Here is a 15,723-nt window from a genome sequence, read left to right as displayed (position 1 = left end):
TCGTTTTGCGAGGCAAAATATGCTGTTCTTGTCCCATGACGACAAGGGCGGACGAGCTTCCGGATGACCTGAACGCGCTGAAAGCGATGGTGCTTTCGCGCGAGGCGGAGAATGCCCGCCTGCGTCAGATCATCAAGGAATTGCAGCGCCACCGGTTCGGTCGCCGCGCCGAAACGCTTCCCGAAGATCAGCTACTTCTGGGCTTGGAAGAAGCCGAGCAGGTCGAAGCGAATGGTCTGGAAGCGAAAGAAGAAGCCTCTGCCCCTGAGCGCCAGGCCCGTGTTGCCAAACGGCGGACGAACCGGGGTTCATTGCCAGCTCACCTGCCACGCATCGAGATGGTCGTCGATATCGATGATCACGCCTGTCCAGGCTGCCGCCATGATCTGCATCGGATTGGCGAAGACGTCAGCGAAAAGCTCGACATTGTCCCCGCCCAGTTCTGTGTGCTGGTCGTGCGCCGCCCGAAGTATGCCTGCCGGGCCTGTGAGGATGTCGTGGTTCAGGCTCCGGCTCCCTCCCGGCTGATCGAAGGCGGTATTCCGACCGAAGCAACCGTCGCCCAGGTTCTGGTCTCCAAGTATGCCGATCACCTGCCATTGTACCGCCAAGCGCAAATCTACAAGCGGCAAGGGGTCGATCTCGACCGCTCGACGCTTGCCGATTGGGTCGGCCGGGCCGCCTGGCACCTGCGGCCTGTTCATCAACGGCTGCTCGACCTTTTGAAGACATCATCCAAGCTCTTCGCCGACGAAACGACGGCCCCGGTTCTTGATCCGGGACGGGGCAAGACCAAGACCGGCCAGCTCTGGGCGTATGCCCGCGATGACAGGCCTTGGCAGGGAACCGATCCGCCCGGCGTCGTCTATGTCTACGCGCCGGATCGCAAAGCCGAGCGTCCGATGGCCCATCTCGACGGCTTCGTCGGCATTCTTCAGGTAGACGGCTATAGCGGCTATCGCCCGTTGGCTGCCAAGAACACCGTATCGCTGGCTTTCTGCTGGTCGCACGTTCGTCGGCGCTTTTACGAACTGGCGGCCGCCGGTCCCGCACCTATTGCCACCGAGGTACTCAGACGCATTGCCGAACTCTACAAGATCGAAGACGAGATACGTGGCCGCACGCACAAAGAGCGCAGCACCGCTCGGCAAGAAAAAAGCCGTCCGATCACCGATAGCCTGGCTCCCTGGCTACGCGAACAGCTTGGCCTCATCAGCCAGAAGACAAAACTGGCCGAGGCGATCCGTTATGCCCTGTCACGCTGGGATGGGCTGACAAGATTTATCGACGATGGCCGGATCGAGATCGTCCAACACTGTCGAGCGATCCATCAGGCCGATTGCCCTCAATCGCAAGAACGCGCTGTTTGCAGGCTCCGATGCGGGGGCCGAGCACTGGGCGACCATCGCCTCGCTCATCGAAACCGCAAAACTCAATGACGTTGAACCGCTTGGTTATCTCGCCGACGTGCTCACCAAAATAGTCAATGGCCATCCCAACAGCCAGCTCGAAGAGTTGTTGCCGTGGTCATATAGGACCGATAAAATGGTCCCAATAGAAGAACAGACGTGGAGTGCACCGTGACAGAGCAGAACATCTCATGGGAGCAGGACGGCATCGACACGGGCTGGTTCTTTGCGAAGAATATCGGATCAGTGAGAAGCAGCACCAGTTATCGATCTGGAGGCTGGTGGTTCCTTGCAAAGTGGCTGCCTGACACGGAAGAAAACGATATCGGTCCTTTCAAAAGCAAAACTGCCGCACTGGCAGAAGCGGAAAGGCTAGCTGCTCAGCAGCGCACAAAATAGCTGGACACGCTGACGTCCGCTCCCGTGGCCCCAGAACAGCGCTTACCTTCAACTGGTCGGTCATCAGGTTGCAAACAACAGCCCCGTCAACAGCAGATCGGCCGTGACACGTTTGCCACCTGGCATTCGTGAACCGGTGAAACGTTCCAGTTCGACTGGTAGGAAGTCAGGGCAATTATCGGCAGTGAGCGCACTAAGTTGCAGCTGGCCGATACAAGGCCGAGTGATATCTCTGCTTAATCTCTGGAGCTAGGCAGGTACTACCACGTCTTCATGACCGCTTAGATCGAGAGACCTCCGAATGAAACCACTTGCTTTCATCCGGCGGATAAGTTCCGCGATATATTCTGCGGCAATCGGCCGGTCTGAACTAACGCCGACCGCTTGCGGTATGGCCATGAACGCTTCGCCCATCACCTCCAGGTCATGCTTTTCGTCGGCGACCTTCTGCATTGCTTGACGGACGCCGGCCAACCCATCGACTTCTCCGGCTTCCAGGGCGTTCACCGCTTGGGGAAATGAATCAAAGCGAACGATTCTCCCCGCCCAGCCCTGCCGAGAAAGGAAGAGTTCGTAGGCGCTCCCTCGCACCGCACCGATCCGTGAATTGCTTCGCCCGAAGTCGTCCAAGGTGATAATGGATTGGAGCCGAGGTACCAGATATGCCCCCTCGATCTGAACGTATGGCTCGCTGTATGCAATGCGTTCCGCTCTTTTGGGATCGATAGCAAGGAAGCAGACGTCCCACTCTCCGTTGCCTGCACTACCGGAGACATCACCCGCTTTATCGTAGTGGCGAAAGCGGATGGGGAGAGAAAGGCTGTCTGCGACTGCTCTCGCAATGTCCACAGAAACTCCGGTAGGGCTGTCGTCCGATTGTCCGCGCCGTACTAGAACGACATTCCCGTGATTGAGAGCGCATATCAGCGTCCCAGTGGGAGCGAGCTGCTTTCGAACGGCCTCTTGGTCGAGGTTGGTCAATGCCTTTTCCTTCGAATTACCGTTGGCGAACTAGATGGACTTCATCCACGAGTCTTCGATCGGGAACTGCGTAACCATTAGTTCTAGTCCGTCCTCGCCAGCGATTATGGTAGGAGCTGGCTCATCATGCCTTACGAAAAGCAGCGAGAACGGTTTGTAGGTCTCTCCGTCGTGAACGAGGTTACCGTTCAGTACGATCAGATACTGGCCGCCGCCGCCGTTCGTATCTGGCGTCTGCACCTGCATGTTGGGCCCAAGGCGAAACACCTTGCAGTTCATTCCGTCGTCACCCGGCTGTTCTTCAATCACCGTGTCCACCGTCAGCTCGGTTCGGTTGCGCAAGACGGGTTCGATCGACAAAGCGACGGCCTCCGAAGTACGGTGACGCCGTTTTGTCGGCTTGAGCTTCTCACGAACGTTTGGCGTCGTCAGGTACACAAGCCCGGCGTCCGTTTTGCTACGCAAGGTCAAGTAAGATAGCCCCTGTTCGCTCGCGATCAGCGGACCGTATCCCGTATGATGATCGGCGTAGTGCACCGTTACAAGGCGCACTTCGTCCCGGCCGATCATGCCACTACCAGCAATAAAGACCTGGAACTGATCGACGATATGAAAGTGGGATTCGAGCTTCTGATGAGCGTTAAGATCAAGGCGGAAGGCTTGAGGATCGGGGGCTGCGATGTCCGAATTCTTACCGAACATGTTGATTTTCCATGACTGGCCACGGCGGAATCGCAACGGTTCTTTTTCAGCGTAGGATGCAGCTTGCATCGGATTATCCTTCTAATATTTCTAGCCGAGAATTCTTCAATGACGATGTGGGGGTGGGAACTCGACGTCGAGCGCGGACGAGATGGCATCTCGGTCCATGCCAATCATGTCCTGCAACTTGCCGAACTGTTGCGGCGCATTGATCGTTTGAACGGCCAACAGACGACCGTCCCTGAAGCCCAGAACCGAGAAGGCTCCGCTCGCAGGGGCGTTCAGCACGGCCTCCATATCGGTGTCGTTGACGTTGCCGGACATCTGGATCTGGATGTCCGCCTGATGCGACCAAAAGCGAGGTAGGCGTTTAGGAGGCATCTCCGCTCCCATAATCGCAGCCGCGACGATTTTTGCTTGATCCTGCCCAGGATTTACAGCCTCGTTGCGAAAATGGCGCCCGAGCTGAGGTTCGAACCAAGCGGAGCAGTCACCGACGGCGTAGATTTCAGGGTGAGAGGTCTGTCCGTACTCTGAGGCAAGAATTCCGTTGTCAACTTTTAAGCCTGCCTCACGCGCTAGCGTTTCTTGTGGCGCCGCTCCGATCGCGGCTACGACAATGTCGGACTGGATTTGCTCGCCGTTGGATAATATCACCGCGTTCGCAATCCCGTCGTTGTTCTTCCTTATCGAGTCCACGCCACTACCGAGCAGGACGCGCATTCCTCTGTTCAGATAGCGGTCCAGGATATAGTTTGAGATGGATTTGCTGACGGTGCGCTCCATTATTCTGGAACCAGCCTCAACCACCGTTACCAAGAGGCCCTTCGACAAGGCTATTGCGGCAATCTCCATGCCGATCAAGCCGCCCCCCACGATCACAATCGACCTCGCGTGTGTTAGCTTGGCTTTCAAAACGACCAAATCCTCATGCGTGCGCAGATAGTTCGCGACGTCGCCCGGATCGATAGAAATCGGTAGGCGTCGAGGCTCCGCTCCGCAGGCGAGAACAAGGCGATCGTAGTGGAAACGATCGCCGCGCGAGGTTTCTGCGTATTCGCCCTCAAGATTCAATCCAACGATTTTCACACTTTGGTGCAAGTCGATACTGTTGTTGACGTAGAACGCCTCGGGACGGAGGAACGTCGGCGCGAATTCATCTTTGGACAGAGCTTCTTTCGAAAGCGGCGGACGATGGTAAGGGAGAACGGCCTCCTCGGTCACCAACGTTATGGGGGCGTCGCACTTGGCTGTCCGAAGCGCCGCAGCCACAGCGACGCCGGAATGAGAGGCGCCAATTATAAGGATTCCCGACATGGGCATACGATCTCTTATCCGATGACGACCATGTCGAACTCACTCTTGCGAGCCCCGCACTCAGGACAAACCCAATCGTCCGGAACGTCCTCCCAACGTGTACCAGGCCCTACCCCGCCGTCTGGATCGCCAAGAGCTTCGTCGTAAACGTAGGCACACAGCACGCATTGCCATATTTTATAGTCGCCTCTCTCGGCGACTTGCGCTGACGGCACCATCGAGACTCCTCCCATCACACTAGATTTCTCGCAAGTTAGACGACAGGGCATGGTATCGCCAGATGTTCTGCTCTACTATCAGTCATAACAAATTGGCATAGCTTTGATGGAACGGATGATATGGATATAAAGCAGCTTTCCTACTTCGTGAGAGTGGCTGAGCTTGGTAGTTTCAGCCGAGCGTCAGCGTTCCTGCACATCGCCCAACCGGCGCTTAGCCGCCAAGTGCGAAACCTTGAAACCGAGCTGAAAGAGCCGTTACTTCTTCGTAACGGACGCGGGGTCGAACTGACGGAGGCAGGTGAACGTCTTCTCGACAACGCGAGAGGCATTCTTCGCCAAATCGAGCGCACATACGAGGACATCGAGAATTCAAGGACGGGAAAGTCCGGCAAAGTGGGGATTGGGCTTCCCGCTACGATTTCTACTGCCATTGCAACCGCTCTCATACGCCGGCTGAGAGAGGAATTATCGGATGCCCAGGTGATGCTCGTCCACGGTCGCTCGAACCAGCTCCAGGAGTGGATACTCAGTGGACGGCTCGACATGGCGATCATGTACGACGCACCGTCCTCGCCGATGTTGGAGATCCACGACCTCGTTGACGAGAACCTCTATCTCATAGGGCGGAAGGGCGTGTTCAATGATGACCAGCCCGTGCACGTTGAAACTCTGGCCGACGTTCCGATGGTCATAGCGTGCCGGCCAAACAGCACGCGGGTGCTACTCGACTCAGAATTGGCGCGGTTCGGCCAGAAGCTTAACATCGTCTTCGAGCTCGATCCCTTGGATACGATGTTTGACCTCGTAAGGGATGGCTATGGATACACGGTGGCGTCAATTCGTACCCTCGCCTCCAAGGGGCCAGACGCCGGGCATGACTTGGAACTTCGCAAGATCGTTGGTCCTGAGTTGATCCTCTCTGTCCAGCTCGTGCAGCCGGCGAGAAGGCTCCCGAACCGTCTGCACGAAGCCGCCTTCAGGATATTGCGAGACCTCAGCTTCGAGCTTTTAAACCCGGAGGCCAAATAACGTGAGCTTAAACATCGTCCGGACGGAACCGCATCTTTGACGCTTTGGGCAGACATAGCAAAGCGACTACGAACATAACCGCGGCACTGCAAGATACCGGTATCCGGAGCCCGAGGAACTCGGAGCTGAATCCCAGAACAAGGGCCCCTAAAGATGGACTGGCGCGGAAAATAAGGCCGTGGACGCTAAGCGTTCGTCCCCTCAACGCGGATGGTGTCCCTAGCTGGACGTAAGTCTGGGTAGCGATCAAGCTTACCGATGTAAGATATCCCATGAGCATCGCGAAAAACGCGAGCACCCATATCGAGTTCGTGCCAGAGAAGCAGCCGGCGGCACCCGACGCCAGCAACCAGGCCCATGTTATTTGGAATGGAAGTCTCGATGTCGAAAGGTAAGAGTTCATGGTCAGACCTGCCATGACTGATCCGAATGCCATGGACGAGGTTAGCACGGCCAGGCCAGTCGCCGGCACCAATGACAGATGTGCGGCAAACGCTGGCAGCATCTCGGCGATAGCTCGAACGAACATGCCGCCCGCAAACAGAAGCATCAGCATCACCCGCATATCCGCGTTTGAAGCGACGTATCGAAAGCCTTCGGCAATTTCGGTCACGACATTTTTTCCAGAATGTCGCTCTCGCCGAACTCCTTCCGATTGAACGCTTTGAAGCACGAATACGAAGACCAGTGTGACAAACGTGTTGAACAAAAAGACCGAGGCAACGTTCATGTTGACGATCACGACGCCGGCCAAGGCAGGTCCAACAAGTCTCGCTAGATTGACATTCATGGAGTTGATCGCAACGGCCGTCGGAACGTCGTCTCGCGAGACGAGTTCCTGAACGATCGTCATTTTAGCCGATTGGCCCAGTGCGATGACACAGCCTTGAACCGCTACAATCGAGATCAAAAACGTCAAGCTCAGCAGGTTTGCGTAGAATAACGCAGCCAGTGACGCCGCGATCAGCGTGAGGACGAACTGACAGAGTCTGTTCAATTTCAGAGCGTCCCACCTGTCGGTGGCGGCACCGCCAACCGGACCTAGAATGACTGTGGGAAGAAGGTCAGCGGCAGCAAGGACGCCAAGCCAGAATGGCGACTGGGTTAAATCCCAAACTACGAGGCTACAAGCGATACGCTGCATCCACGTGCCGAGAAGAGAGAGGCAGTTTCCGGCCGTGTACCACGCGAAATGCCCCCCGCTTAGCAGCCTCAAGAGCCGGGATTCACGAAATTTCCTTCCGCTCGCCACCTTAAGCTTCGACCGCCGCTCTCAGGTTGACAATGCGATCGGGGCGACCATCCAAAAAGGCTCCGATCAGGCGAACAGCGTCTTGGTAGTAGGTCCCCAGCATGTCCTTCGTAAAGTAGCCGATGTGGGGCGTTATTACGACGTTGCCAAGGCTTCGAAACGGATGATCGACCGGGAGCGGTTCGTGTTCATACACGTCGAGACCCGCCCCCGCTATCGTTCGGGCCTCAAGCGCGGCGAGCAACGCTGCTTCATTCACGATCGCACCTCGCGCAGTGTTAATGAGATACGCAGTCTCCTTCATCGACTGAATCTCAGTGGGCCCCACGATACCTCTGGTCCGCTCGCTGAGAGCGACGTGAACCGTGATGACGTCGCTAGTGGCAAACAGTGCTTCCTTGGATACCAGTACCGCGCCCGCAGAGGCTGCCTGCTCCTCTGACATATTCTGGCTCCACGCCTGGACCTTCATCCCAAACACCTGCCCGATTTCCGCGACACGTTGTCCAATCCCCCCTAGGCCAAGGATCCCAAGGACCTTTCCACCAACCGTCATGCCAGCACGCGTCTGCCAGCCTCCACCGCGCATTACGCGGTCTTCTGACGCGATATTTCGTGTGGTGGTGAGGATCAGACCCCAGACGAGTTCAGCCACCCCGCCAGCACCTTTTCCGATTACAGGAGTGTTGGAAACTAGGATGCCCTGTCGGGCCGCTGCAACAACGTCGACAGTATCGTAGCGCTTCCCGGTTACGACGATGTACTTCAGACGAGGCAGACGAACGATCAGATCGGCGGGAATAGGCATCCTCTCGCGAAGGGTGCATATCACGTCGAAATCAGCGAGCTCCCGAGCTGCCTCTTCTGACACAGCCAAGGGCCTGTCAAACACCACGATGTTTGCGCGGGACCGAAGTGGACCCCAGTCGGCAACTTCCTGGGAAATGCCCAGATAGTCGTCAAGAATGGCAACGTTCATCTTCATAATCCGGTCCCGCGCTATTATCGAACAGTTTTTCTGAGCCGACGCCCTGCGCTATTGCCGGCGCCATTCCTCCGACCAAATCTGCAACGGATCCAAGGTTCCTTGGCGGAAGTTTTTGAGGTCAGTCACTGTGACGTAGGCGCGCGGATAGAAATAAAGCGGAAGCATGGGGAGATCTTCGGCGAAAATGTCCTGGACCTTTGCCCATTTCTGCTTGGCGGTGTCAGGGTCCAGGGCCGATTCGAGGTCGCTGATCGCCTTGTCCATCTCCGGGTTTGAATAGGCGGAGAAGTTATTGCCGACACCGTTGTTCCCAGCGCTTGGTATCGCGTCCGATCCTAGAGCAATCCGCGGCGAAACGGATGGCGAAAAGTCGATCGATGACATTATCAAAGCCTTGAATTTCCGCTTTCTGGCCATCTCGCCGTTGAATTCCTGCAGGGGGACGAAATTGTTAGTGATCTCGACGCAGACATCCTTCAATTGGCTCTGGATTACCTGGGCAATTTGTTCGCGAGTCTGATTCCCCGCGGTCGAAACTAGCTCCAGAGATAGGCGGTCGCCTTTGTCGTTGACGCAGATGCCGTCGTCACCAGGTTTCCATCCCGCACTCGCCAGAAGTTCCTTGGCCTTTTCGGCATCATACGAATAGAGCTTCACGTCCTTGTTGTAGTAGGTGTTTTCATTGCTGAGAATTCCGTTCGCCACGGGTTGGAGCCCCCCGAACAATTCGTCGCTGATCGCTTGGCGATCGATCGAATAGAGAAGCGCTTGGCGGACCGATTTATCTTTGAGGATAGGGTTGTCGAAGTTGACAGCGATCCGCTCCACGTTGGTTCCGTACGCCATATGGTAGGTGAACTTGTCCGGCTGCTGACTCTTGAGATCTAGCATCTGCGAGAAGCTGATACCGCCGGGACTGACGGGAACGGCTTCTACGGAACCTGCAAGCAGATTTTGAAGCAGAGAGGAGGAGTTGTCTCGGTAACTCAGAATGATCCTCTGGAGATGAGGCTTCTCCCCCGGCCATTTGGGATTGGGCGTAAAGACAATACGGGTCCCGATCTCGTAGTCGCTCAGCAGATAGGAGCCATTCCACAAGCCAGGATTGGTCGGCTCGGTGTTGTAGAGCGATTGCTTGATGTAAGTGTCGAGCGTCGGATTGGCCGCGTAGACAGGCCCCTCGAGATGCTCGGGGATCACCTGGTCCCAGGAATTGTAGCTTGAGATCACCTGCGGGATCGTAAGCTGGACAGTGCGATCGTCAACAACCTTCAGCTCGGAAGCGCGTGCCCAAGAATTGTAGTTGGTGAAGCCGATCTTCGGATCGCTCGCCATCTTCCAGGTGAATTCGATATCCTTCGACGTAACCGGTACGCCATCGCCCCACGCAAGCCCCTCCCTGAGCTTCAATGTGACGTTCATCCCCTTCTTACCATCGGGAAGATCAACGATCTTGGCCATGCCGTTCTCGATGGTCGGCAAAGTTTCGCAGAGTACGCAGTGGTTGATGACATTCTCATCGAAAGCAGTCATCGGTCGCAGTGAGTAGTTAATGACAAGCCGCTTCGTGTTGTTCACCTGGACCAGCGGATGGAAGTTCGTCAGGAACTGCAACTGTCCGACGACCAACTGATCCTTCGCCTGAGCCATTGCACTATCGACGGATAGCGGTGTTAGGACAGCCGTCGCGAGTGCCGCGGCGAGAAGCGATCTGAGTCTTTTTCCTACAGGCGTCATATTATCCTCCATCAGACTTCTGTTAGTTGGTTAATGGGATCCCGATCGGGTTTCCGATCTCGGGTCGAAGGCGGAGCGGACGCCGTCGCCAACGAAGTTCACGGCCATGACGGTGGTGAAGATCAGAAGGCCTGGGTAAACCGCTAGCATAGGGGCAGAGATAATGAGCTGTTGTGCGTTGGTCAGCATGTTGCCCCAGGTGGGCGTCGGTGGAATGATGCCGAAACCAAGGAAGCTGAGCGTAGATTCGAATAAGATGATGCGGCCAACCGACAGCGTCATAGCCACGATGAGTGGAGTTGCGATGTTGGGAAGAATGTGAACGAAGACGTTGTAGCTTCCCTTTGCGCCACTGACGGTGGCTGCGCGGACGTAATCTACGTCGCGTAGGCCGATCGTGCCGGCTCTAGCGATCCTTGCGATAGTCGTCCAATCGACCAGTGCTATGATGATTACGATACGAAGAAAGACCGCCAGAGGAGATGTGGCTGCAGCTTGGCTGAGCCCGAGCTTCGTCAGATCTACGGCGCCGAGCACAATCAGCACGGGGATCAACGGCAGGGCGATGATGCAGTCCGTCATTCGCATGAGTACGTTATCGAATTTGCCCCCTATGTAGCCGGCGGTCACGCCGACCGTGATGCCAATGACTGCCGTAATAAACGTGGCAAGTAGGCCAACCGCGATGGATACCTGTCCTCCATTGAGTAGACGGAGAAGCACGTCGCGGCCGAGGTCGTCTGTGCCGAGCCAGTGTTGAAACGTCGGCGGCTTGAAACGTCGCAAAAGGTTCGTCGCGTTCGGGTCTATGCCAGCTAGGTGCGCGATGGGTCCTGCGAACGCGCACGCCAATGCAAGGACGACCACGAAGATCAGCGAGATCATGGCCAGCTTGTTGTGCCGGAAGCGCTCCCACCGCTTGCTCCACACGGAGTTCGATTCTGCGCGCTCAGGCGTGGTGTCGGTGACAACTGTGCTCATTTCAGTGTAATCCTCGGGTCAAGCCAGGCATAAGCGAGGTCGGCGAGCAGACTTGAGAACAACGTAACGATTGTCGCAAGAAGGAGGCCGACCAAAGCGAGGTTGAAGTCGATATTGCTGATTGCGTCGTAGATGACCTTGCCCATGCCGAGCATGCCGAAGATCGTTTCGACAACGAGCGCTCCGGAGAACAGGGATCCGAAACCGAGGGCAAGAACAGTCACCATCGGGATTAACGCGTTGCGCAGGGCGTGGCGGGTAATCACGGTGGCTTCCGAAAGGCCCTTCGCCCGAGCCGTCCTAACAAAGTCCGAGTTCAGCGTTTCGATCATAGATGCCCTCACATATCTGACCAACGGCCCGACATGAAAGAATGTCAGAACGACTACAGGCAGGATGAGATGGATGATCTGCTCGCCGATGGGAGCCCCCGCCAAGAGCGGCGTGCCGCTTGCCGGCAACCAGCCCAGGTTTACGGAAAACACGATAATCAAAATGAGCGACGTCCAAAAACCCGGTAGCGAAATGCTCGCGAAGGAGACAAGGCTTATTATGCTGTCCGTCCATCCCCCTGGCTTTCTGGCGGCGAGAGCGCCGAGCAGCATGGCCAACGGAATGCTGATGACCTCTGTTGCGATTAGAAGCTTTGCGGTCTGTATGACTGCAGGCCCAAGCACGTCCATGACGGGTTTGAAGTAGACGCTCGAGTAGCCTAGGTCACCCTGGATTGCTGAATACAGCCAGTGGCCATATCGGGTGAAGAGCGATTGATCCATCCCATACAGCGCGCGCATCTGTGCCATTGTCTCGGGCGTCAGCGATGGGTTGCCTTCAAGCATGTTTTCGACGGGATCGCCGGGCATGAGCCCAATGAGCATGAACAGCAGAAGCGACATCACCAAGGTGACGAGGACTGCCTGGAGAAGACGTGAAACGCTATATCTCAGCATCGGCTCAATCCTTGAAGTGACAGGCGGAAAGCTGCGTAGGACGTCCGGGCGCAGGCAAGAGGGCGGGCCGCTCCACCTTGCAGACGTTCTGGGCTTTCGGACATCGAGTGTGGAAGACGCATCCGGAAGGAGGCGCCAGGGGCGACGGTATTTCGCCCCGCAGGATCTTCTCCTTTTTTCGACGACCCCGGCCAATTCTGGGCACCGAGGCAAGGAGGGCTTGTGTGTAAGGATGGCTAGGCTTCAGGAAAAGATCTTCCGAGGCTGCAACTTCCATAAGCCGCCCCAGGTAGAGAACAGCGACGCGGTCGGCCAAATGCCGGACGACGCCCAGATCATGACTGATGAACAAATAACTGATGCCATGCTGCTTCTTGATATCGTCGAGGAGGTTTAGGACCTGACTCTGGATCGATACGTCGAGTGCTGAAAGCGGCTCATCTGCAACGATCATTTCCGGCTCGGCAATCAGAGCACGGGCGATCGCGATACGTTGACGTTGACCACCCGAAAACTGATGCGGATAGCGGCGGGCTGCTTCCGGCGGCAAACCTACCTGGCCAAGCACTTCAACGGCCCTAGCCTGTCGTGTCTCGGGTGGAATGCCCTTAAGTCGAAGTGGCTCCGCCACGATCTCCCCAACGACCATGCGCGGGTCCAACGCGGAGAAGGGGTCTTGGAAGATGACCTGGACAGGCATTTGATCTTGTCCAGCAGGCCTCGCACTTTTGAAGGTCACCGTGCCGGCTGTTTGCTTTCGAAGTCCCGCGACGACATATCCGAGCGTCGACTTGCCGCTCCCACTTTCGCCCACGAGTGCGAGCGTCTCGCCCTTGGAGACGGTCAAAGAGACGTCATTGACGGCCTGTAGCCATATGGGGGGCTTCAAGAAGCCCCCGCCGATCGGGATGTCAACGTTGATGTGATCGAGTGTCAAAAGTTCGGTCATGGCGTTACCTTGTGGCAGGCGACCTGATGTCCGGGCGAGACTTCGCGAAGCTCCGGCTCAACCTGTAGGCAGCCTTCGTCTGCAAAGGGACAGCGGCGCGCAAAGCGACAGCCCTCCGTGATGTCGGACGTGACGCGGCCCGGTATGACGTAGAGCCTGTCCACGCGCTTATCCGGATCGGGGATCGTTTGAATCAATCCCTGGGTGTACGGGTGCATCGGATTTCTAAAGAGCTCGTCGGCCGGGGAGTGCTCGACCGCCTTGCCGGCGTACATCACCATGATCGAATGCGCGACCTCTGAGACGACGGCGAGATTGTGGCTGATGAACTGGATCGACATCTTTGCGTCGTCCTGCAGTGTCAGCATGAGATCGAGAATTTGAGCCTGAATGGTTACGTCGAGGGCTGTGGTAGGCTCATCAGCGATTAGTAGTTGCGGACGGCAGGCGAGCGCCATGGCAATCATCGCACGCTGTCGCATTCCGCCCGACAATTGATGGGGATAGTCTTCCGCGCGACGCGCGGGAGAAGGGATGCCCACTTGCGCGATCAGATCTACCGCACGTGTGTGGGCGTCTTTCTTGCTGAGCTTCTCGTGTTTTACGAGCACCTCTGCGATTTGCCGTCCTACCGGCATAACGGGGTTCATTGCCGTCATAGGCTCTTGGAAGATCATCGCGATCTCGCGACCGCGCACGTGCTGCCATTGTCGTTGCGTCAACTTCGCTAGATCTTTTCCCTCAAAGTCTATCGTACCGCTAACCGTGCCGGCACCTGCGACGAGGCCAAGAAGAGCAAGCGACGTCATAGTCTTGCCGCAGCCACTTTCCCCGACGATACCCAGCGTCTCGCCGCGTGGAATCGAGTAGTTCAAGCCTCTGACAATGTTGACAGGACCTTGAGGGCCAGGGAATGAGACTTTCAGGTCCTGAACGTTCAGTAGTGGCTTAGAACTATCAGTGGCCGACGCAGCTCCGCCACCAACGACATCGCCGTTGACATAAAGCATTCGTCACCTCCCTTTGACTTTCGAGCCCGATGGGCACTTGTTGTTATGCAGTTATCGCCTGCCGCAGCCGCCCGCGGCAGGCGATGTAGATTTACAGATCGATAACGCCTACGCCGTCTTTGATTTCGATCCGAGTTCCAAAAGGCTCCGAAAGGCGGCGGTAACGATCGATAATGCGAACAGCATCTTCTCCCTTTGCCATCATCGGTCGACCTTCGGTATTGTGATGTTCGCCCTTACCCGTGCGACGCGTCTGCTTCACTTCGGACGAAGTGTCGCGACCCATCTCGACGGGGTGAAGCAGAATGCGTCGCAGTTTGTCCCCTTCCATGTCCAGCTTAATCACGGCGGAGCTCCACCATGTATCTGTCGGAGTATCGAGGCCTGGGTGGAGCGGGTGTGCCGCCGGAGTGAGCATGGAAAGACGATCCACATCGTGGCCCCACGCGTCATAGCTATCGAACGGAACGCGCTGGATAAACTCGGACTGGGCGAAGAAGTTGCCAATGCCGTAGAAGATTGGCTTCCCGTTGTAGATTTCGACACCGAGCGTCCTGTGCCAGCCGTGGCCTACATAGATATCGGCGCCGCCGTCGATGACGGCATGGGCAAACTCCCTTACGAAACCGGGAGGCGTATCCCCGCGAGGACCATCGGATACGCTGAAGTGGTGGGCGACGATCACGAGGTCGGCCATCGCACGCGCTTCGTGCACCGAACGAAGATTGCGATCAAGATCACGCTTGTGGCAACGACTGATGATCTCGCACTTGTCGCCCACGAAGAAGGATTCCGGATCGCCCCATTGCTGGGCGCCGGGAATTTGAATGCCGAAGGACCCATCGCGGCCATGCTTCGGCTTTTTCATGAAATTGAACTTCTCGCCGAAATCCTTCAGATTCTTGGCTGTCTGCTCGTCGACCATGAATTCGAACGTTAGGCGCTGGGGATTGACGCCAGGGCGGCCTTTCAGCGCTCCCTTCGGCATGCCTGCCCACATGAAGTGCTGATTTCCGGAACTCGTGGAGACAAGTGCGATGCGGCCGTTCTTCTTGTCTACATAGCCCGGCTCGCCTGCCAGCTCGAGATCAGCGCCCGTTCCAGCGGTGACGATACCAGCAGCCTTCATATGCTTCTTGGTCGCAAAAAGGCCTTCTGCTCCAAAATCGAAGCTATGATTATGTGCTGTCGACATGATGTCGAATCCCGCCCACCGCAGATCCTTGGTGATTTCCGGGTCCGCCATCATGAAGCTGCCGATGCCCTGACCTCGGGCGGGCCACTTGAGCTCATCATAGTCTGCAAAATTCATTTCCAGATGGCCGTAAGTAACATCCGCGTCCTTCAGGACGTCCCAAACCTCTTTGAATTCGGGCTCGTCGTGCATGGCGAACGGGCGACACACCATGCATTCGCCCGCCAACGCTACTTTCCAGTTCCGTGTCGACACCATAAAACCTCCTGAGCCGGCGCTGATGCAAAGCATCTAGGTCCGCCGAGCTGCCGTTCTGTCATGTTTCTGAGCGTTAAACTCCCACGCGACTTCTCTCTCTCCCGTCGCATCGAAACCATAACAGTCGGTCCAGGTATCACAAGATTTGTATGTTGCCTTTCAGAAATGCCGTTTTGGCATATCTCGATTTTAGGCTTGTCTTAATACACCTTCCGGGTGGCGATTTCGGAAACGGGGCAGCGCGATCGCCATAACAAAACGCTAAGGCTGATATTCCAGCGACCCACCTAGCGAAGCATCGGTAATTGTCTAGGGTGGCGCTACGGTTTGCCACGGAGGATGGGC

General features: G+C 56.6%; 14 protein-coding genes and 1 pseudogene. 3 read left to right on the top strand and 12 right to left on the bottom strand.

Annotation, left to right across the window (positions count from 1 at the left end; translation table 11 throughout):
- Positions 1–35 precede the first annotated feature (35 nt).
- Positions 36–1,584, top strand: a pseudogene (gene tnpC / locus ACQZ63_RS24805) (IS66 family transposase).
- A complete protein-coding gene (locus tag ACQZ63_RS24800; protein WP_037103395.1) occupies positions 1,581–1,808 on the top strand; it encodes a hypothetical protein in 228 nt (75 codons plus the stop codon). The pseudogene tnpC and the gene ACQZ63_RS24800 overlap by 4 nt, the downstream one beginning before the upstream one ends.
- Before the next feature lie 249 nt (positions 1,809–2,057).
- On the opposite strand, the gene ACQZ63_RS24795 is transcribed toward ACQZ63_RS24800, so the two are convergent.
- The 4 genes from ACQZ63_RS24795 to ACQZ63_RS24780 are packed head-to-tail and all read right to left on the bottom strand — an operon-like array spanning position 2,058 to position 5,026.
- Positions 2,058–2,789, bottom strand: a complete 732-nt coding sequence (locus ACQZ63_RS24795) for a transporter substrate-binding domain-containing protein (protein WP_173998199.1) — start codon at positions 2,787–2,789, stop codon at positions 2,058–2,060.
- 30 nt (positions 2,790–2,819) lie between these two features.
- Complete coding sequence (locus ACQZ63_RS24790) at positions 2,820–3,560, bottom strand: hypothetical protein (protein WP_153516196.1); 741 nt, start codon at positions 3,558–3,560, stop codon at positions 2,820–2,822.
- A 36-nt stretch (positions 3,561–3,596) separates the two neighbouring features.
- Entirely contained in the window at positions 3,597–4,808 is a 1,212-nt protein-coding gene (locus tag ACQZ63_RS24785) for an NAD(P)/FAD-dependent oxidoreductase (RefSeq protein WP_173998197.1), read from the bottom strand.
- 14 nt (positions 4,809–4,822) lie between these two features.
- Positions 4,823–5,026, bottom strand: coding sequence for a rubredoxin (locus ACQZ63_RS24780; RefSeq protein ID WP_153516198.1), 204 nt, complete (start codon positions 5,024–5,026; stop codon positions 4,823–4,825).
- A 120-nt stretch (positions 5,027–5,146) separates the two neighbouring features.
- Between ACQZ63_RS24780 and ACQZ63_RS24775 the strand changes: the two genes are divergently transcribed.
- The gene (locus tag ACQZ63_RS24775) at positions 5,147–6,058 is read left to right on the top strand and encodes a LysR family transcriptional regulator (RefSeq protein ID WP_153516199.1); all 912 of its coding nucleotides are present in this window, start codon (positions 5,147–5,149) and stop codon (positions 6,056–6,058) included.
- A 7-nt stretch (positions 6,059–6,065) separates the two neighbouring features.
- Here ACQZ63_RS24775 and ACQZ63_RS24770 read toward each other — a convergent pair whose 3' ends face one another.
- From ACQZ63_RS24770 to ACQZ63_RS24735, 8 genes are all read right to left on the bottom strand, one after another.
- Positions 6,066–7,310, bottom strand: a complete 1,245-nt coding sequence (locus ACQZ63_RS24770; protein WP_194287690.1) for an MFS transporter — start codon at positions 7,308–7,310, stop codon at positions 6,066–6,068.
- 1 nt (position 7,311) lies between these two features.
- The gene (locus ACQZ63_RS24765) at positions 7,312–8,295 is read right to left on the bottom strand and encodes a D-2-hydroxyacid dehydrogenase family protein (protein WP_153516201.1); all 984 of its coding nucleotides are present in this window, start codon (positions 8,293–8,295) and stop codon (positions 7,312–7,314) included.
- Positions 8,296–8,346: 51 nt separating this feature from the next.
- The gene (locus tag ACQZ63_RS24760) at positions 8,347–10,035 is read right to left on the bottom strand and encodes a peptide ABC transporter substrate-binding protein (RefSeq protein WP_173998195.1); all 1,689 of its coding nucleotides are present in this window, start codon (positions 10,033–10,035) and stop codon (positions 8,347–8,349) included.
- 30 nt (positions 10,036–10,065) lie between these two features.
- Complete coding sequence (locus ACQZ63_RS24755) at positions 10,066–11,016, bottom strand: ABC transporter permease (protein ID WP_153516203.1); 951 nt, start codon at positions 11,014–11,016, stop codon at positions 10,066–10,068.
- On the bottom strand, positions 11,013–11,966 hold the full coding sequence (locus tag ACQZ63_RS24750; protein ID WP_153516204.1) for an ABC transporter permease: 954 nt from the start codon (positions 11,964–11,966) through the stop codon (positions 11,013–11,015). The genes ACQZ63_RS24755 and ACQZ63_RS24750 overlap by 4 nt, the downstream gene beginning before the upstream one ends.
- Positions 11,967–11,970: 4 nt before the next feature.
- Positions 11,971–12,915: an ABC transporter ATP-binding protein gene (locus ACQZ63_RS24745; protein ID WP_173998192.1), complete on the bottom strand. Its 945-nt coding sequence runs from the start codon at positions 12,913–12,915 to the stop codon at positions 11,971–11,973.
- Positions 12,912–13,925 (bottom strand): ABC transporter ATP-binding protein, encoded by a 1,014-nt coding sequence (locus ACQZ63_RS24740; RefSeq protein ID WP_173998184.1) that lies wholly within the window; start codon positions 13,923–13,925, stop codon positions 12,912–12,914. The genes ACQZ63_RS24745 and ACQZ63_RS24740 overlap by 4 nt, the downstream gene beginning before the upstream one ends.
- A gap of 91 nt (positions 13,926–14,016) precedes the next feature.
- Positions 14,017–15,411: a CapA family protein gene (locus ACQZ63_RS24735; RefSeq protein ID WP_236776484.1), complete on the bottom strand. Its 1,395-nt coding sequence runs from the start codon at positions 15,409–15,411 to the stop codon at positions 14,017–14,019.
- Positions 15,412–15,723 lie beyond the last annotated feature (312 nt).

This window comes from Agrobacterium sp. CG160-95, from assembly GCF_053521725.1.
Note: the sequence above shows the minus strand (reverse complement) of the source record. Positions and strands in the feature narration are given on the sequence as shown.